The sequence below is a fragment of the Pseudomonas sp. Pseusp15 genome (assembly GCF_059492165.1).
Map to the genome: position 1 here is coordinate 3,075,534 of NZ_CP168523.1, position 17,965 is coordinate 3,093,498.

The window sequence follows — 17,965 nt, forward strand, 5'->3', positions numbered from 1 at the left end:
AATCGTTGATGGGGCCGAGGCGGTTTGGGTTCGCCTCGATGGAAGCCATTAGAAGCCCGCGAGGTATCCCGTCTGTGTCTGGAACAGGCGCGAGTAAATTGCTATGTATCAGCACCGGCCGGCGATACACAGCGATACAAACCCCCTGAAACCGGCTGTTTTTGCGTCCCCGTGTATCCGCCGACAGGCCAGATACACTGCAATACAAACCGCTGCGGGCGAGCGAGCCTTGACTCGGTAGACTGCGCGAAAACTCCTACTCAAGAGGCATGGCGACCATGGAACACGTCGATCACATTCTCATCGTGGACGATGACCGCGAGATCCGGGAACTGGTAGGCAATTACCTGAAGAAGAACGGCCTGCGCACCACCGTGGTGGCGGATGGACGGCAGATGCGCGCGTTTCTGGAGACCACGCCGGTGGACCTGATCGTGCTCGACATCATGATGCCGGGCGACGATGGCCTGCTGCTCTGCCGCGAGCTGCGTGCCGGTAAACACAAGGCCACGCCGGTGCTGATGCTCACCGCGCGCAACGATGAAACCGACCGCATCATCGGCCTGGAAATGGGCGCCGACGACTACCTGGTCAAACCGTTCGCCGCCCGTGAACTGCTCGCCCGGATCAACGCCGTGCTGCGCCGTACGCGGATGCTGCCGCCGAATCTGGTGATCACCGAAAGCGGTCGCCTGCTGGCGTTCGGTCGCTGGCGCCTGGACACCTCGGCCCGGCATCTGCTGGATCAGGATGGAACCATGGTCGCCCTCAGCGGCGCGGAATACCGTTTGCTGCGGGTGTTCCTCGATCATCCTCAGCGGGTGCTCAATCGCGACCAGTTGCTCAACCTGACTCAAGGTCGCGACGCCGACCTGTTTGACCGCTCCATCGATTTGCTGGTCAGCCGCTTGCGTCAGCGCCTGCTCGACGACGCCCGGGAACCGGCCTACATCAAGACCGTACGCAGCGAAGGCTATGTGTTTTCCCTGCCGGTGGAAGTGCTCGGTGCGCCGTCATGAACCTTGCGCTGCACTGGCCCCGCACGCTGGCCTCGCGGCTGTCGCTGATTTTCCTGATCGGCCTGATCCTCGCCCAGGCGCTGTCCTTTGGCGCGCAGTACTACGAGCGTTATGAAAGTGCGAAAAATACGATGTTGGGCAATCTGGAAACCGACGTTTCGACCTCCCTCGCCATCCTCGACCGCTTGCCCGCCAACGAACGAGCGAGCTGGCTGCAGCGCCTGGAACGCACCAACTATGGTTATCTGCTGAATGAAGGTTCGCCCGGCACACCGATGGCGCCCAGCGATGTGCCGATTGCAGTCCCCTCGATTCAGGACGCCATCGGCCATGAGTATCCGCTGACTTTTACCAACATCCCCGGCCCGAAGAAACACTTCCAGGCCCATCTGAAACTGAAGGACGGCAGCCCCGTCACGATCGACGTGCGCCCCGCGATGGTGCCTTTGTCCCCGTGGTTACCGGCGGTATTACTGGGGCAACTGGCGCTGCTGATCGCCTGCACCTGGCTGGCCGTGAGAATCGCCATCCGCCCGCTCACCCGTCTGGCCCAAGCGGTGGAAACCCTCGACCCCAACACCCACGCCGTGCACCTGGATGAAAAAGGCCCGACCGAAGTCGCCTACGCCGCCAGGGCGTTCAATGCGATGCAAGCGCGTATCGCGGCGTATCTCAAGGAGCGCATGCAACTGTTGGCGGCGATTTCCCACGACCTGCAAACCCCGATCACGCGCATGAAACTGCGTGCCGAATTCATGGACGACTCCAGCGAAAAAGACAAACTGTGGAATGACCTTGGCGAGATGGAACACCTGGTGCGCGAAGGCGTGGCCTACGCCCGCAGCATCCATGGCGCCACCGAGGAAAGTCGCCGCACCGATCTGGATTCGTTCCTCGACAGCCTGGTGTTCGACTATCAGGACATGGGCAAAGACGTGCAGCTGGGCGGCAAAAGCGCCGCAGTGATCGACACCCGGCCCCATGCCTTGCGGCGAGTGCTGGTGAACCTGGTGGACAACGCGCTGAAATTCGCTGGCGCGGCTGAGTTGTGGGTGGAAACGAAGGCGGACGGCAGCTTGTCGGTGAAGGTCATGGACCGAGGGCCGGGGATTGCCGAAGAGCAATTGGCCCAGGTGATGCAGCCGTTCTACCGCGTCGAAAACTCACGCAACCGCAGTACCGGCGGGACCGGGTTGGGGTTGGCGATTGCCCAGCAATTGGCGCTGGCGATTGGCGGGGCGCTGACCTTGAGCAATCGCGTGGATGGTGGGTTGTGTGCGGAGCTCAAGTTACCGAAGCCCCAATAAACACCGCCAACCCCAGTGGGAGCAGGCTTGCCCGTTCCCACGGGGATTGGTGTTTGGGGGATTGCGTACGGTCAGGCCGCTATGCCGATTACCCCCTCCCCATGCATCTGCCGCAACAACGCCAATCCACTATCGATAAAGGCCTGCGCCCCCGCCATCCCCGCCTCCACCGCCAGCCCTTCCAGTTGCGACCGGCCATCGAGCTGAGGAAATTCCCCGATCCGCTGCAACAACCGCCACGCCAACGGGCTCAGTTCAGAGAAGCGCACACTCCAGTCTTCAGCCCGACGCACCAACAGCAACGTCGGCTGAGTCGGAGGCACTTGCGGCCGATAATCCGGCCCCACTTTTTGCACCGGCCAGCCATAGGCCAACGGCCAGGCCAGTGGCGAAACCTGCAACGGTTGATCCAGCAGCAGCCCTGCATCGCTGGCGGGTAGCGGCTCGGCGTTGGATTGTTGCAGGGCCATTTCGACCCATTCGTAATGCGCCAGCTCGACCATGAACGGTGGCCATGGCCCATCGTTCAGCGCCAGCGGCATCGATGCGAGGAACTCGACAAACTCCCGGGCGATCTCGCCGAATTTTGGCGTGTGAGCACGGTAGTCCCGCAGGAAGATTCGCACCAGAGAACGCCAGTCACTGTCCCCCAGTATTCTCACCAACACCGGAAAGGTGCCGCTGAGCAACGACGACAGGTTAGAGAACACCAGGTCGCGATAAACCTGCGCCCGTGCCACGTCCATCCCGGCAGGCGGTGCGCAGTGGTCGGGGTCGCGCAGGTAGCGAGTCAAGGTGTCTTGCTGCTGATACAGCGTCGGTTTATCCACGGTCCGCCTCCTCCTGCAGTCGGCGGATGGTCTGCAACTCGCTCACCAGTTCAGAGAACGCCGGGTAATTGAAGTCCCGTTCAAGCAGCGTCGGCTGTACGCCGAACCGCGCATACGCTTCGGCCAGCAATGCCCAGACCACCGGTTTGACCGAGGCGCCGTGGGTGTCGATTTTCAGGGTGTCGGATTCGTCGAAATGCCCCGCCACATGCATCGCGACTACCCGCCCCGTGTCGATGCCCGCCAGAAACGTCTGCGGATCAGAACCGTGATTGATCGAGTTGACGTAGACATTGTTGACGTCCAGCAGCAGGTCGCAATCGGCTTCGCGCAGCACTGCGTTGGTGAACGTCAATTCGTCCATGTCCTGCTGCGGCGCGGCGTAGTAGGAGACGTTTTCTACCGCCAGGCGCCGACCGAGAATGTCCTGTGCCTGACGAATTCGGGCGGCGACGTGATGCACCGCTTCCTCGGTAAACGGCAACGGCAGCAGATCGTAAAGATGCCCGTCATCGCTGCAGTAGCTCAGGTGTTCGCTGTACAGCGGCACCTTGTAGTGATCGAGGAAAACCCGCACTTCCCACAGAAACCCGACGTCCAGCGGCGCCGATCCGCCCAGCGACAAGGACAAGCCGTGACAGGACAACGGATAACACTCGGCCAGGGCACGAAACGCCGCGCCATGCGCGCCGCCGATGCCAATCCAGTTTTCCGGCGCGACTTCCAGAAAGTCGAAAGCGCCCGCCGAGGCTGCTTGAAGGTCCTTCATCAAACCGCGGCGCAAGCCTAGCCCGACGGTCGCCTGCGCAGATGTGAGGGGAATTTGCATGGTGTCGATCTCATCCTGGGATCCGGTCTCCAGCGCCTGAAAATCAGTGCCGGCCGGCAGGCCCAGTCAAGCGCCTCGGTGTGTCGGGTCTGTGTGCGCAAACACCCCTCTTCTCAGCGCACTGTATCGGACAGGCAGCCAGATACAGAGGGATACACGAACTAGACTTGTTGATTACCCCCCGCGGGGGGGAGCCAGGACGCGGTTATCGTCCTGTTCATTCCCACGATCACCGCCCACAGGCGCATGCCTCGACAAACAATGCCTGCGGGCTGTGATCCTGCTGAAGGAGCACACATGATGGACGAGGCCAGACTCAATGATTTCATGGGCAAACTGGTGAGCGACATGGGTGGCGCGGCGATGCTCGCCAACGTCATCCTCGGCGAAGAACTCGGCCTGTACCGGGCCATGGCCGACAGTCAGCCAGTCACCCCCGAAGCACTCGCCGAGAAGACCGGCTGCAACACTCGCCTGTTGCGTGAATGGCTCAGCGCCCACGCCGCCTCCGGTTACATGGAACACCGCGACGGCCAGTTCCGCCTGCCCGAAGAGCAAGCCCTGGCGCTGGCGATCGAAGACTCACCGGTTTATGTAGCTGGCGGTATGGCGGTGGTTGCGTCGTTTTTCCATGACAAGGACAAACTGGTCAACGCCATGCGCGGCAACGGCGCCCTGCCCTGGGGCGATCACCATCCGTGCATGTTCAGCGGCACCGAGCGGTTCTTCCGCCCAGGCTACAAGGCGCATCTGGTCAGCGAGTGGCTGCCGGCGCTCGACGGGGTGGTCGCCAAACTGGAAGCCGGCGCGAAAGTGGCAGACATCGGCTGCGGCCACGGCGCCTCGACCGTGATCATGGCCCAGGCTTTCCCCGAGTCGCGGTTCGTCGGTTTCGATTACCACGCGCCTTCGATCACCGTCGCCACCCAGCGCGCCGAAGAAGGTGGCGTGTCCGGTCGGGCGCGGTTCTTCCAGGGCAACGCCAAGAGCTATCCGGGCGACGACTATGACCTGATTTGCTATTTCGATTGCCTGCACGACATGGGTGACCCGGTCGGTGCCGCAAAGCATGCCTATGAATCGCTCAAACCCGACGGCACGGTGCTGCTGGTTGAGCCCTTCGCCAACGACACGCTTGACGAGAACACCAACCCGGTGGGACGGCTGTTCTACGCCGCCTCGACCTTTATCTGCACACCCAACTCGCTGTCCCAGGAGGTCGGCCTCGGGCTCGGTGCCCAAGCGGGCGAGGCACGGTTGCGCAAGGTCTTCACCGAGGCGGGGTTCACCCAGTTCCGGCGAGCCACGGAAACGCCGTTCAACCTGATTCTGGAGGCGCGTAAATAAGGGCAGGCGCATCACCCAGGCAGGCTAAACCCACCCTGTCGGGGTGTGCTTTTGTGGCGAGGGGGCTTGCCCCTCGCCACGGTCCATTTCAACAGGTGACCGTGATCAGCTCAGACGCTCACCCAGGTTTTCGGCCTTGAGAATATCGAACAACGCCTGCGCCGCCGCCGACAGTTCTTGCCCCGTCGTCAGTACCCCGATCGCCCGTTCCACCACCGGGTCGCGCAGGGTGATGCAACGCGCGCCCAGCTCGCGCATCTGCCCGGCGCACAACGCTGGCACCGCGCTCACGCCCAGTCCGCTGGCCACCATCCGCCCGACCGTTGCCAACTGATGACTTTCAAACTCCACCGGCAATTTCATGCCCCGCGCTTGCAAATGCTCTTCGAGCATCACCCGCACCGTGGACGGTCGCTGCAAGGTAATGAACGGTTCCTTGAGCAAGGTCTGCCAATCGATATCGCCCAGGTCCGCCAGCGATGAATCAAGCGGCACCACCGCCACAAACCGGTCGATGTACAACGGGGTGAATTGCAGCGACGAACTCTGGGTCGGCTCAAACGCCACGCCCAATTCCACCTGACGGTCGCGGACCATTTCCAGCACCTGCTCGTTGATCACGTCGTTCACCGTGACGTTGACCTTGGGATAACGCGCGCGGAAGGTCTTGAGGATCGGCGGCAGCAGGTTGCCGGCAAACGATGGCATCGCCGCGAGCGTCACGCGGCCACGCTGAAGGGTGAAGCGTTGGCGCAGTTCATCCTCGGCATTGTCCCAATCCGCAATCAACCGACGGGCCAATGGCAGCAGCGATTCACCCTCGGCGGTCAGAGCGACGTTGCGGGTATTGCGGGTGAACAGGCGCCCACCCAGGCCCTCCTCCAGCGCCTTGATGGTCAGGCTCAACGCCGACTGGGACAGGTGCAATCGCTCGCAAGCCACGGCAAAGCTCAAACTCTGGGCCACGGCCAGGAAGGCGCGGATCTGTTTAACGGTCATGGCCACTGTCTCCAACGTAGCGCGCACTCATTGGTGAGTTTTATCTATCAATCAACCTTAAAAATCAACTTAACAAATAAATCCTGTGGCGAGACACTCCCTCCCCATCCGGCTAGCCAGCCGCCCACAAAGAATAAAAGAGGTGCATATGGCAGGGTTCGACAAGCGCGTGTATTCCTATGAGGAAGCGATGGCCGGTCTTGAAGACGGCATGACCGTGATCTCCGGCGGCTTCGGCCTGTGCGGGATTCCGGAAAACCTCATCGCCGAGATCCAGCACCGGGGCACCCGTGACCTCACCGTGGTCTCCAACAACTGCGGCGTCGATGGGTTCGGTCTCGGCGTGCTGCTGGTGGACCGGCAGATCCGCAAAGTGGTGGCCTCCTACGTCGGCGAGAACAAACTGTTCGAAGACCAACTGCTTAAAGGCGAAATAGAAGTCGTCCTGACCCCCCAAGGCACCCTCGCCGAGAAAATGCGCGCAGGCGGCGCCGGCATCCCGGCGTTCTTCACCGCCACCGGCGTCGGCACTCCAGTCGCTGAAGGCAAGGAAGTGCGCGAATTCAAGGGCCGCCAGTACCTGATGGAAGAATCCATCACCGGTGACTTCGCCATCGTCAAAGGCTGGAAAGCCGACCATTTCGGTAACGTGGTCTATCGCCACACCGCCCAGAACTTCAACCCGCTGGCCGCCACCGCCGGCAAGATCACCGTGGTCGAAGTCGAAGAAATCGTCGAACCCGGCGAGCTGGACCCGTCGCAGATCCACACCCCTGGCATCTACGTCGACCGGGTCATTTGCGGCACGTTCGAAAAGCGCATCGAACAGCGCACCGTGCGTAAGTGATCCCCTGCCCCCGGACCGAATGAAGGAATAACAACAATGGCACTTTCCCGCGAACAGATGGCTCAGCGCGTCGCCCGCGAAATGCAGGACGGCTACTACGTGAACCTCGGCATCGGCATTCCGACCCTGGTCGCCAACTACATCCCTGAAGGCATGGAAGTCATGCTGCAATCGGAAAACGGCCTGCTCGGCATGGGCGCCTTTCCGACCGACGCCGAAGTCGACGCCGACATGATCAACGCCGGCAAGCAAACCGTGACCGCGCGTATCGGCGCGTCGATTTTCTCCTCCGCCGAATCGTTCGCGATGATCCGCGGTGGCCACATCGACCTGACCGTGCTCGGTGCGTTCGAAGTGGACGTCGAAGGCAACATCGCCTCCTGGATGATCCCCGGCAAACTGGTCAAGGGCATGGGCGGTGCGATGGACCTGGTGGCCGGTGCGGACAACATCATCGTCACCATGACCCACGCCTCCAAGGACGGTGAGTCGAAACTGCTGCCGCGCTGCAGCCTGCCGCTGACCGGCGCCGGTTGCATCAAACGCGTACTGACTGACCTGGCCTACTTGGAAATCCACAACGGCGCGTTCATTCTCAAGGAACGCGCACCAGGCGTGAGCGTTGAGGAAATCGTCGCCAAGACCGCCGGCAAACTGATCGTGCCTGACCACGTCCCGGAAATGCAGTTCGCTGCCCAGTGAGGAATCCGTCCATGCAAGACGTTGTGATTGTTGCTGCCACTCGCACTGCCATCGGCAGTTTCCAGGGCGCGTTGGCCAATGTGTCCGCGGTTGATCTCGGTGCGGCGGTGATCCGCCAGTTGCTGGCGCAAACCGATCTGGACCCGGCGCAGGTCGATGAAGTGATCATGGGCCAGGTATTGACCGCCGGCGCCGGGCAAAACCCTGCGCGCCAGGCTGCGATCAAGGCCGGCCTGCCCCACGCCGTACCGGCCATGACCCTGAACAAGGTCTGCGGCTCGGGCCTCAAAGCGCTGCACCTGGCAGCGCAGGCGATTCGCTGCGGCGATGCCGAGGTGATCATCGCCGGTGGCCAGGAAAACATGAGCCTGGCCAATTACGTGCTGCCGGGTGCCCGCACCGGTCTGCGCATGGGCCACAGCCAGATCGTCGACACGATGATCAGCGACGGGTTGTGGGATGCGTTCAACGATTACCACATGGGCATCACTGCCGAGAACCTGGTGGACAAGTACGGCATCAGCCGTGAAGCCCAGGACGCCTTCGCGGCCGCTTCGCAACAGAAAGCCGTGGCCGCCATCGAAGCCGGGCGTTTCGTCGATGAAATCACCCCGATCCTTATCCCCCAGCGCAAGGGCGATCCGCTGGCCTTCGCCACCGATGAACAGCCGCGTGCCGGCACCACCGCCGAGTCCCTGGGCAAGCTGAAACCGGCCTTCAAGAAGGACGGCTCGGTGACCGCCGGCAACGCCTCTTCGCTGAACGACGGTGCGGCCGCGGTGATTCTGATGAGTGCAGAGAAAGCCAAGGCCCTCGGCCTGCCGGTGCTGGCGAAAATCGCCGCGTACGCCAACGCGGGCGTCGACCCGGCGATCATGGGCATCGGCCCGGTCAGCGCCACCCGTCGTTGCCTGGACAAGGCCGGCTGGTCCATCGATCAACTGGAGCTGATCGAGGCCAACGAAGCCTTCGCCGCGCAATCCCTGGCGGTGGCCAAGGACCTGGAATGGGACCTGAGCAAGGTCAACGTCAACGGTGGCGCGATTGCCCTGGGTCATCCGATTGGTGCATCGGGTTGCCGGGTGCTGGTGACCTTGTTGCACGAGATGATCAAGCGTGACGCCAAAAAAGGCCTGGCCACCCTGTGCATTGGTGGTGGTCAGGGCGTGGCATTGGCGATCGAGCGCTAGCCCGAGACCGCGTTGTCGTTCATCGCGAGCAGGCTCGCTCCCACAGGTGACCGCATTCTCCCGAGAGCACTCGGTTACCTGTGGGAGATTCTATGGTTGAGGGGAAACCCTCAACTTGCTTTCGGCTGGTATTCGCTCTGCCCCTTCAGTAGTGCGAATACGACCCGAGCAAGTTTACGGGCCAGAATCACCAGTGCCTGAGTGGTGCTGAACCCTTTAGCTCGTTGCTCTTCATAAAAACCTTTCCAGGTTGCCGTTCGGCTGGCCGACATGGCTGCATTGTGCAAAAGTCGGCGCGCCTCCGGATCACCTCGTTTTGTCAGACTGCGGCGACCGTCCTTCTGTCCCGACTGTGAAACCCGTAAATCCATCCCCAAAAAAGCGATGAATGCGTCAGCGTTTTTAAACTCGCCCCGCTGAAACGCCGCGATCAGGCGAGCTCCAGTCAAAAAGCCTATGCCTTCAACTTTCATGCAGCGCCTTAGATGGGTAAGTAAACCGGCCTCTTTAAGGAGGTCGTTGATCATCTTCTCGACCAGCACTTCAAGCCTCTGCATTGAGGCTATTTGCTCGGCAAAAGCGGCTTTGAGCAGCGGCTCACTTGCCCAGCTCTGTACCAGGCCAACTCGTGCCTGAACCAGCGCGGCGCGCCGGCGGAAAAGGCTCAAGAGCTGACGATACAGCGGCGATGGTGGAGTCCATGGGTGAAGCTCTTCATATTCGTTTTTCAGATAACGGGCGAGCAGCTTTGCATCCAGCGCGTCGGTTTTGGCGCGAACCTTCACACCTTTGCGGTAGTGGCTTAGTTCATAGCCACCGACCATGTAAATCGTGCAGCCGGCATCATGGGCCAGGTCGGCGAATTCCAAGTGATAGATATTGGTCGACTCAATTGCTACGTCGACCGGTTCCGGCAAGGCTTTCAGCCATTTCTTGATGGCTGGCTTGTTATTGGGAAGCGTCTCCAGCAGATCCAGTTCGGTCTGGTAGATCACCAGTTCATTTTTGGCGACATCCACGCCCACGATTGGCTTGGAAACAGAAACCGACATTGCCATTGAACACCCCCCCGAGATATGGTTTTGAGCACTTGAAGGGCTCACCCAGAGGCGCAGGCTTGTTCCTATCGTCGGTCTAGCCAGATGCATTCTTTATCGGCGCTTGGGTGAAAGGAGGAGGGGCGAAATCTCCCACGGATCTGTACTGCGCCAACAGTCAGAATCGAGCCTTGTCCCTCCTCCTCCCTTCAAGTACCAGCATACAAGCGTGGCTTGCCCGCGACGACGGCGGCACAGTCAACATTGATGTCGCCTGACACACCGCTTTCGCGGGCAAGTCCCCTCACCACAACGGCTGGAAACCTCTGGCCCTCAGGCAAATTTCACCAGGTTCAAGACCGGCAACGGACCGCCCGGGAACTGCACCAGCCGCGCCCCGACACTCAGTTCGCCCAGATCGATTCCAAAGAAGCCCAATCGCTCGATCAGCGCTGCCACTTGAGCCTTGGCCTCGGCATCGTCACCAGAAAGAAACAACACTCGCCGCCCACCCTCCGCCGCCGGATCACTCTCAAGCAGATGCGCTTGAAGGTGATTGAAGGCCTTGACCACCCGCGCGCCAGGTACCCATTCGGCAAACACTTCACTGGACGGACGGCCCTGCAAATCCACCGCTTTGAACGATGGCGCCTCGATCGAATTGTTCGCGTCGATGACAATTCGCCCGCCGAAATCCGGCAATCCGGCCAGTGCCGTTGGCAATTTCGACCAGTTCACCGCGACCAGAACGATCGGCTGCGCGGCCGCTTCTTCACGGGTGCCGGCCCGCGCCGTCGGCCCGAGTTCTTCCACCAGTGAGGCCAGGGTTTCCGGGCCGCGGCTGTTGGCGATGACGACTTCAATGCCCTGACGGGACAATGCTTTGGCGAAGGCTGTGCCGATGGCGCCGGCGCCGATGATTCCGATAGTGCTCATGGTGTTCACTCCGTAGTGGGTTGGTGGAGTGAATACTGCGCTTGCCATTACTACTTTATTAGACGGTAATGAGTTGAATGATCTTCAAGTATTAATATCAGGTGTCTGAGATGGAAACACTCGCCAACCTCGAATCTTTCGTGCGCAGCGCTGAAACCGGCAGCTTCTCCGCCGCCGCACGGTTGCTCGCACTGACGCCCGCCGCCGTCAGCCGCAACGTGGCGATGCTTGAACGCAATATCGGTGTGCGGCTGTTCCAGCGCTCGACCCGCAAGCTGTCACTGACCGAAGCCGGAGAACGCTTTCTAGCCAGCATCGGCGGCAATCTGCAGGCGCTGCAGACGGCGATCAGTGCAGTGTCCAGTGATCGCGGGGAGCCGGCGGGGGTGCTCAAGGTCAGCTTGGCGCCGACGTTCGGCATTGACCACGTGTTGCCGCTGTTACCGGAATTTCTGGCGCGCTACCCGCTGATTCGCTTGGAATGGCACTTTGAAAACCGCCAGGTCGATCTGATCGCCGAAGGGTATGACGCCGCCATCGGCGGCGGTTTCGAGCTGACACCCGGGGTCGTCTCGCGGACGTTGGCAGCGGCGGATGTGGTGGCGGTGGCCTCACCGGCGTACATGGCCGGACGCACCCTGCCCAGCAGCCCGGCGGACCTGGCTCAGTACAACGGCATTGTGATGCGCGGCATTCGCACCGGGCGGGTGCGCCAATGGGTGATGCGGGATAGCGTGGGCAATGAAGCCAGCGCCGAGCTGAGTGAAAACATCGTGCTCAATGACCCTGCCGCCATGCGTGAAGCGGCCCTGCTCGGCCTTGGTGTGACGCTGCTGGTGTCGCCCGATGTCATCGCCCATATCCAGCACGGCGAACTGCTGCGCTTGTTGCCGGACTGGCATGCCGACGCGGGATCGATCTCGCTGTATTACCCGAGCCGCACGTTGATGCCGGCCAAGACCCGGGTGTTTATCGATTATCTGGTTGAGGCGTTTGAGCGGGGGTGAAGATCAAAAGAATGACTCAGCCCACAAACTGCAAAATCAACCAGCTGTTGGCCGCACTGATTACCGTAAACAATCCCCACGCCAACACCCGAGTTGGCAGCCGATTCACAAACGGCCCCATGAGCGTCTGATCGTTGGTCATGCGAATCAACGGGTACAACGCGAACGGCAGTTGCAGGCTGAGTACCACCTGACTCAACACCAGCAGTTTGCCGATTGCCCCGTCGCCCATCAGCCACACGCCGATAAACGCCGGGATCAGCGCCAGCCCGCGAGTGATCAAGCGCCGTTGCCAGCAGGGCAAGCGCAGGTTCAGGTAGCCCTCCATGATCACCTGGCCCGCGATGGTGCCGGTGAAGGTCGAGCTCTGCCCCGACGCCAGCAACGCCACACCAAACAACACGCTGGCCAACGCCCCGCCCACCAATGGATCGAGCAAGTGATAGGCATCCTGGATGTCCACCACGTCGGTGTGCCCGGTCTTGTGGAAGGCCGCGGAAGCAAGAATCAGGATCGCCGCGTTGACCAGCAGTGCCAGGGCCAGAGAGCCGATGGTGTCGATGCGCGCCAGTTTGACCGCGTCCTGCTTGCTGGCCAGGTCTTTGCCGATCATCCGCGTCTGCACGATCGAGGTATGCAGGAACAAGTTATGCGGCATCACCGTGGCCCCGAGAATGCCGATGGCCAGGTACAACGGCGCCGCATCGCCAATCGCCGAAAGTGACGGTGTGAAACCGCGAGCGACATCCGGCCAATAGGGTTTGATCAGCCACAGTTCGACAAAGAAACACGCGCCGATCGTGCCCACCAGCACCAGCATGATCGCCTCCAACCGGCGGAAACCCCGGTTTTGCAGGGCCAATACCAGCAACGTGTCGAACGCGGTGAGCGCAATGCCAAACGTCAGCGAACAACCCAGCAGCAAGTGGAACGCCAGGGCGCAGCCGAGCACTTCGGCGAGGTCGGTGGCGATGATCGAAATTTCCGCCAGCAGCCACTGGGTCCGTGCGGTCCGCGTGCTGTAGCGCTCCCGGCATAACTGCGCCAGGTCGCGCCCGGTGGCGATACCCAGACGCGAGCACAAACACTGCACCACCATCCCCGCCATGCTCGCCAGCAACACCACGAACAACAGGCTATAGCCAAACCGCGAACCGGCCTCGATGGCCGTGGCCCAGTTGCCCGGGTCCATGTAGCCGATGGACACCAGCAAACCGGGGCCGGCAAAACGCAGAACGCGCTTGTAGAACGAAGCACCAGGGTCAACGGCAACCGTGCCGGCCACTTCCGGTGGGCAAAACGGCGCGGTGCCGACTTTGGGCAAACTGAATTTCACGCAAGCATCCGTCAACAGGTGGGAGCGCGCAGCTTAGACGTTTCGCGCACCCGGGTGTAGGCGCTCAACGCTTGCGCAGAGACCGCCTTAAGCAATCCATCGCCCGCAATGCTAACGTGACCGGCACACACAAATGGAGATGCGTGCGTGCTGATGCTCAAGCTGCTGGTGATCCCGGGGTTTCTGCTGCTGATTTCCCTGGCCGGTAAACGCTGGGGACCAAGCGTGGCCGGTTGGCTGTCGGGGTTGCCGGTGGTGGTCGGGCCGATTCTGTTGTTCCTCGCCATCGAGCAAGGCCATGTGTTCGCCGCTCAAGCGGCAACGGCGGCGCTGTCAGCCATGTTCGCGATGATTGCCTTCTGCGTGACGTATGCCCAGGTCGCACAACGCTTGAGCTGGCCGTGGGCGCTAACGATGGCGGTGCTGGTCTGGGCGTCGGTAGCTGCTGTGCTGTCGCTGATCCCGCCATCGCTGGCGCTCTCAATGATCGCCGCCGCCACCGCGTTGCTGGCCGCGCCGTACCTGTTTCCCTCGGTGCAACCCGTCATTTCAGGCCCGGCGCCCAAATCCGACAAACTGCTGCTGCGCATGATGGCTGGCGCCCTGCTCACGTTGGCCGTGACGCTGCTGGCCAGCACCGTCGGCGAGCGCTGGAGCGGATTGCTTGCAGTGTTCCCGGTGCTGGGCAGTGTGATGGCGGTGTTTTCCCAGCAGACTCGCGGTCCGGCATTTACGGCGGCGTTGCTCAGGGCCACGGCAACCGGGATGTATTCGTTCGCGGCGTTCTGTCTGGTGCTGGCGTTGGCGTTGCCGAGGTTCGGCTGGACGGGATTTGCATTGGGGATAGGCGCCTCGCTCGGGATGCTGTTAGTGACTAAACAACGGGCATTGCGCCCGGCGCCTTATCGTTTCAACGAACGGCAACGATGATCACCACACGCCTTGTGTAGCAGCTGTCGAGCTTGCGAGGCTGCTGCTACAAATCGCAATCCATGGGATGATCGCCGTCATAGCGCGACCATCCCACGGAGAGTTTGAATGTCATTGTTGAGTAAAAAAGCCGTTGTTCTGCTGCTGACAGCGGCTGCCAGCCTGGGGGCCTTGAATGCGCAGGCGGCCAAGGCCACTACCAGCGACAAAGCGCCGACCCAGAAGGTCTCGATGCTCGGCGGCAAGTTCACCTTCACCCTGCCCAAGGGCTTCATCGCCAATCCGCTGCCGGCCGGCGACGCGGCCACCGGCACCGCTGGGGCGACGGGCACGATGTACACCAACCAGACCAGCAAAACCGTGGTGATCGCCGCCGAAAACACCATTCCCGGCGGCGCCAACGTCAAGGACAACGACGGTGAGTTCCTCGACGCCACCGTGTCCGCCTTCGCCACCGAGCAACGCAATGCCTTGCCGGACTTCAACAAGCTGAGCGAAAAAAGCCTGACCCAGAAAGGCACGGGGCTGGGCCTGCGACAGATCGACAGCACCGCCACCCAGGGCGGCGGCATGACCCTCGACACCTCGCTGATGGCCGCTTCTGGCACTCGCATGGCCATCATTCAGGTCATCTCCCGCCCCAACGACAAAACCGGCCACGAAACGCTGGTGAACCAGATCATCACCGGCAAATAAACCCTACCGGCTCAGGGATTGAGGCGCTGCAACCAGGCGCTCAAATCCTGCATCTCGGTGGCGCTGATACTGTGGCCGACACCTTCGTAGGCATGGAACTCGGGCTTGAGTGACAGGCTTTGCAACAGGCTGTCGGCCTCAGTGCCGTCGGTGTAGGGCAGGCGTTTGTCGGCGGTGCCATGACCGATGAAAATCGCCAACGGCTGGCGTTTTTCATCCGGTTTGAGTTCGGACTTGAGCACCGGCAGGATGCGCCCGCTCAACGCCGCAATGCCGCCTACCGCCTCAGGATGACGCAACGCGACTTCATAGGACATGATCGCGCCCTGGCTGAAACCCACCAGGAATACCTTGTCCGTTTCGGTGTGATATTTCTTTGCCGCTTGTGCGACGAAATCCAGCAGCACCTGGCGGCTGGTTTTCAGGTCGTCAGTCTCGCCGTTATAGGCGCCCTCGCCCTTTTTGCGAAACCACTGGTAACTGCCCTCTTCCAACGTCATCGGCGCCCGCACCGACAGGTAGGTGTACTGCGGCGGCAATTCATCCTTGATGCCGAACAGGTCCTGCTCGTTGCTGCCGTAACCGTGCAGGAAAATCACCAAGGGCTGGTTACGGGATTCAACGTTGGCCTGTTCCAGGTACTTGAGCGGCAGATCGGTGTGTAGCGGGATTTCAGCGTGGACGGCGGTGGACGCCAGGAGCGTGAGCAGAGCGAGAAACTTCAACATAAACCTTCCTTCACAGCGCGCAGGATTCGGGGCAGAGCCTAACATCTCTTCCCGCCGATGCACCGTTTCCCTCTGATGCACCGCGCCCCCGCAAGAGGCAGCGCCTACATGTTGAATCGCGTCGGGACGTCAGTCGTTGACCAGTTTCCCAACCCGGATCGGCTCACGTCCGGCGACTTTCGCCTGCCAGGTGCCCGGTTGCGTGTAGCGCCCGCGATCGATGGCAAACAGCACGCCGCTGGTTCCGGCGCACACGGTGGTGGTCCGGTCGCTCAACGGATCGACTACTTCAAACAACGCATCGCCCCGCTCCACCCATTCACCTGAATTGCGCAGGAAACTGACCACCCCGTGATGCGGTGCAAACAGGTACTCGGTGCCTTCGAACGGCAGGCCCTCACAGCATTCGCTTGGCGCTGCCGGCCAGGTGCCGGTGATGAAACCCTGTTCGGCGAGGAACCCCAGGATCGCCTCGCAGTTGGCCTGGGCCTGATCGACCCGTGTATCGCCCATGCTGCCCAGCTCCAGCGTGGTCGCCAGGTTGGCCGGCGGGATCGCTGCCTCGGGAAAGGCCCGTGCCAGGCGCAACCACGGCGTAGAGCACGACTCATCGAAAGAGCTGCCGCCGGAATCCTCACACAACAACGCCACCCCGGCCTTCAGGCGAGCCGCCAGGGAGCGCCATTGCGGCCAATGCTGCGGCAAGGCATACAGGTGAATCGCCGCGTCGAAATCGCAATGCAAGTCGAGGGTGATGTCGGCCTCGCAGGCGTGGCGCAGCAGCAAGCGGTGCATGGCTTCCAATTGCGAAAGCGGTGCCGGCAGACCGCCGAGCACCTGCCCCATGGTCTGGCGAATCAGTACGATGTTGGCCTGGGCGTCACCCCCCAATTGATCGCCGATCAACTCAGCCACCGGTGCGCTGAGTTCAACGAACGAGCGGTTGAAGTTCTTGCCGCTGCCCAATTCGAAGCGACCCATGTGGCTGCCTTGCAGGTGCTGATCGAGGCCGATGGGATTGGCCACCGGCACCAGTTCGATGATGCCCTGAAGTTGCCCCTGGGCTTCGAGCTCGGCCAGACGCTTCTTCAGTTCCCAGGCGGTGCGCATGCCCGGCAGTTCGTCCGCGTGCAGGCTGGCCTGGATGTAAACCTTGCGAGTACCCGCGCCATAACGAAACACGCTGAGCGTGCGTTCAGTCCCCAGATGGCTCCAGGGCAGTGAATGATCGATGCGTTGCATGGGGACTCCTGAATATCTGTGCGATGAGGCCATTCTTGTGGGAGCGAGCCTGCCCGCACCCACAAAGTCCAGCGTGAAAAAATGGCCACCGCATCCACGGTGGCCACTTCTCTACGGCGTATTAATGGCCGTAAACATCGAAGTTGAAGTACTTGTCCTGCACTTGCTTGTACTTGCCGTTGGCGCGAATTTCAGTGATGGCAGTGTTGAATTTGTCTGCCAGCTCTTTATCGCCCTTGCGCACGGCGATACCGGCACCACCGCCGAAGTACTTGGCGTCTTCGTAGGTCGGGCCGACAAACGCGAAGCCTTTACCGGCGTCGGTTTTCAGGAAACCGTCATCCAGGTTGACCGAGTCGGCCAGCATCGCGTCAAGGCGACCGGCAACCATGTCCAGGTTGGCTTCCTGCTGGGAACCATAACGCACCAGGTCGATGCCGGCCGGCACCAGCACTTCGGTGGCGAAGCGGTCGTGGGTACTGGCGCGCAGTACACCCACTTTCTTGCCCTTGAGCTCGGTCAGTGGATCCTTGACGTTGGTGCCTTCCTTCATCACGAAGCGCGCCGGGGTGTGGTAGTACTTGATGGTGAAATCGACGTTCTTCTTGCGGTCGTCGGTGATGGTCATGGACGACAGGATCGCGTCGATTTTCTTGACCTTCAGGGCCGGGATCAGGCCATCGAACTCTTGCTCGACCCAAGTGCACTTCACTTTCATCTGTTCACACAGCGCGTCACCGATGTCCACGTCGAAACCGGTGAGTTTGCCGTCGGGGGTTTTCATCGAGAATGGCGGGTAACCGGCTTCGATCCCGAGGCGAATCGGTTTGGCGTCTTCGGCCACGGCGGTCAGGGACAACATCGACAGTGCCAGGGCACCGAACATCACTCGCTTCTTCATTTATAACTCCTGTGTGCGGAGGCTTTTATTGGCAGCTTTCGATTGGCAACTTTCGGCTAGTGAAGACCGAAGTGGCCGGCAG

18 protein-coding genes are annotated in these 17,965 nt (G+C 61.3%); 9 read left to right on the forward strand and 9 right to left on the reverse strand.

Annotated features, from left to right (window positions below; translation table 11 throughout):
• Positions 1 to 278 precede the first annotated feature (278 nt).
• Entirely contained in the window at positions 279 to 1,019 is a 741-nt protein-coding gene (locus ACEN8R_RS13795; protein ID WP_026286577.1) for a response regulator, read from the forward strand.
• Entirely contained in the window at positions 1,016 to 2,326 is a 1,311-nt protein-coding gene (locus ACEN8R_RS13800) for an ATP-binding protein (RefSeq protein WP_086945475.1), read from the forward strand. The genes ACEN8R_RS13795 and ACEN8R_RS13800 overlap by 4 nt, the downstream gene beginning before the upstream one ends.
• 71 nt (positions 2,327 to 2,397) lie before the next feature.
• Here ACEN8R_RS13800 and ACEN8R_RS13805 read toward each other — a convergent pair whose 3' ends face one another.
• On the reverse strand, positions 2,398 to 3,156 hold the full coding sequence (locus ACEN8R_RS13805) for an HvfC family RiPP maturation protein (RefSeq protein WP_495624985.1): 759 nt from the start codon (positions 3,154 to 3,156) through the stop codon (positions 2,398 to 2,400).
• Positions 3,149 to 3,985, reverse strand: a complete 837-nt coding sequence (locus ACEN8R_RS13810; RefSeq protein WP_018928060.1) for an HvfB family MNIO-type RiPP peptide maturase — start codon at positions 3,983 to 3,985, stop codon at positions 3,149 to 3,151. Before ACEN8R_RS13810 ends, ACEN8R_RS13805 begins: the two co-directional genes overlap by 8 nt.
• Before the next feature lie 300 nt (positions 3,986 to 4,285).
• Between ACEN8R_RS13810 and ACEN8R_RS13815 the strand changes: the two genes are divergently transcribed.
• Positions 4,286 to 5,332, forward strand: coding sequence for a class I SAM-dependent methyltransferase (locus ACEN8R_RS13815; protein ID WP_026286578.1), 1,047 nt, complete (start codon positions 4,286 to 4,288; stop codon positions 5,330 to 5,332).
• A 105-nt stretch (positions 5,333 to 5,437) separates the two neighbouring features.
• On the opposite strand, the gene ACEN8R_RS13820 is transcribed toward ACEN8R_RS13815, so the two are convergent.
• Complete coding sequence (locus ACEN8R_RS13820) at positions 5,438 to 6,331, reverse strand: LysR family transcriptional regulator (RefSeq protein ID WP_018928062.1); 894 nt, start codon at positions 6,329 to 6,331, stop codon at positions 5,438 to 5,440.
• Positions 6,332 to 6,479: 148 nt separating this feature from the next.
• Between ACEN8R_RS13820 and ACEN8R_RS13825 the strand changes: the two genes are divergently transcribed.
• Genes ACEN8R_RS13825 through ACEN8R_RS13835 form a run of 3 tightly spaced genes read left to right on the forward strand, consistent with a single transcriptional unit; the run spans position 6,480 to position 9,070 of the window.
• The gene (locus ACEN8R_RS13825) at positions 6,480 to 7,178 is read left to right on the forward strand and encodes a CoA transferase subunit A (protein WP_018928063.1); all 699 of its coding nucleotides are present in this window, start codon (positions 6,480 to 6,482) and stop codon (positions 7,176 to 7,178) included.
• A gap of 36 nt (positions 7,179 to 7,214) precedes the next feature.
• Positions 7,215 to 7,880, forward strand: a complete 666-nt coding sequence (locus ACEN8R_RS13830) for a CoA transferase subunit B (protein WP_018928064.1) — start codon at positions 7,215 to 7,217, stop codon at positions 7,878 to 7,880.
• Positions 7,881 to 7,891: 11 nt separating this feature from the next.
• Positions 7,892 to 9,070, forward strand: coding sequence for an acetyl-CoA C-acetyltransferase (locus ACEN8R_RS13835; protein WP_018928065.1), 1,179 nt, complete (start codon positions 7,892 to 7,894; stop codon positions 9,068 to 9,070).
• A 110-nt stretch (positions 9,071 to 9,180) separates the two neighbouring features.
• Here ACEN8R_RS13835 and ACEN8R_RS13840 read toward each other — a convergent pair whose 3' ends face one another.
• Together ACEN8R_RS13840 and ACEN8R_RS13845 are read right to left on the reverse strand one after the other, a co-directional pair.
• A complete protein-coding gene (locus ACEN8R_RS13840) occupies positions 9,181 to 10,128 on the reverse strand; it encodes an IS110 family transposase (protein WP_495624416.1) in 948 nt (315 codons plus the stop codon).
• Positions 10,129 to 10,440: 312 nt separating this feature from the next.
• Positions 10,441 to 11,043, reverse strand: a complete 603-nt coding sequence (locus ACEN8R_RS13845; RefSeq protein ID WP_018928066.1) for an NADPH-dependent F420 reductase — start codon at positions 11,041 to 11,043, stop codon at positions 10,441 to 10,443.
• 110 nt (positions 11,044 to 11,153) lie between these two features.
• On the opposite strand from ACEN8R_RS13845, the gene ACEN8R_RS13850 reads away from it, so the two are divergent.
• Positions 11,154 to 12,050, forward strand: a complete 897-nt coding sequence (locus ACEN8R_RS13850; protein ID WP_018928067.1) for a LysR family transcriptional regulator — start codon at positions 11,154 to 11,156, stop codon at positions 12,048 to 12,050.
• 16 nt (positions 12,051 to 12,066) lie between these two features.
• On the opposite strand, the gene ACEN8R_RS13855 is transcribed toward ACEN8R_RS13850, so the two are convergent.
• A complete protein-coding gene (locus tag ACEN8R_RS13855) occupies positions 12,067 to 13,386 on the reverse strand; it encodes an Nramp family divalent metal transporter (RefSeq protein WP_018928068.1) in 1,320 nt (439 codons plus the stop codon).
• A 147-nt stretch (positions 13,387 to 13,533) separates the two neighbouring features.
• Between ACEN8R_RS13855 and ACEN8R_RS13860 the strand changes: the two genes are divergently transcribed.
• Both ACEN8R_RS13860 and ACEN8R_RS13865 read left to right on the forward strand, forming a co-directional pair.
• Positions 13,534 to 14,316 carry a hypothetical protein gene (locus tag ACEN8R_RS13860; RefSeq protein WP_018928069.1) on the forward strand — a complete coding sequence of 261 codons (783 nt, stop codon included), beginning with the start codon at positions 13,534 to 13,536 and terminating at the stop codon, positions 14,314 to 14,316.
• Between the two features lie 108 nt (positions 14,317 to 14,424).
• Positions 14,425 to 15,012, forward strand: coding sequence for a DcrB/PsbP domain-containing protein (locus ACEN8R_RS13865; RefSeq protein WP_018928070.1), 588 nt, complete (start codon positions 14,425 to 14,427; stop codon positions 15,010 to 15,012).
• Between the two features lie 11 nt (positions 15,013 to 15,023).
• On the opposite strand, the gene ACEN8R_RS13870 is transcribed toward ACEN8R_RS13865, so the two are convergent.
• The 3 genes from ACEN8R_RS13870 to ACEN8R_RS13880 form a co-directional block, all read right to left on the reverse strand.
• On the reverse strand, positions 15,024 to 15,740 hold the full coding sequence (locus ACEN8R_RS13870) for an alpha/beta hydrolase (protein ID WP_018928071.1): 717 nt from the start codon (positions 15,738 to 15,740) through the stop codon (positions 15,024 to 15,026).
• Between the two features lie 129 nt (positions 15,741 to 15,869).
• Entirely contained in the window at positions 15,870 to 16,982 is a 1,113-nt protein-coding gene (locus ACEN8R_RS13875; protein WP_018928072.1) for a succinylglutamate desuccinylase/aspartoacylase family protein, read from the reverse strand.
• Between the two features lie 121 nt (positions 16,983 to 17,103).
• Positions 17,104 to 17,883 (reverse strand): ABC transporter substrate-binding protein, encoded by a 780-nt coding sequence (locus ACEN8R_RS13880; protein WP_018928073.1) that lies wholly within the window; start codon positions 17,881 to 17,883, stop codon positions 17,104 to 17,106.
• Positions 17,884 to 17,965 lie beyond the last annotated feature (82 nt).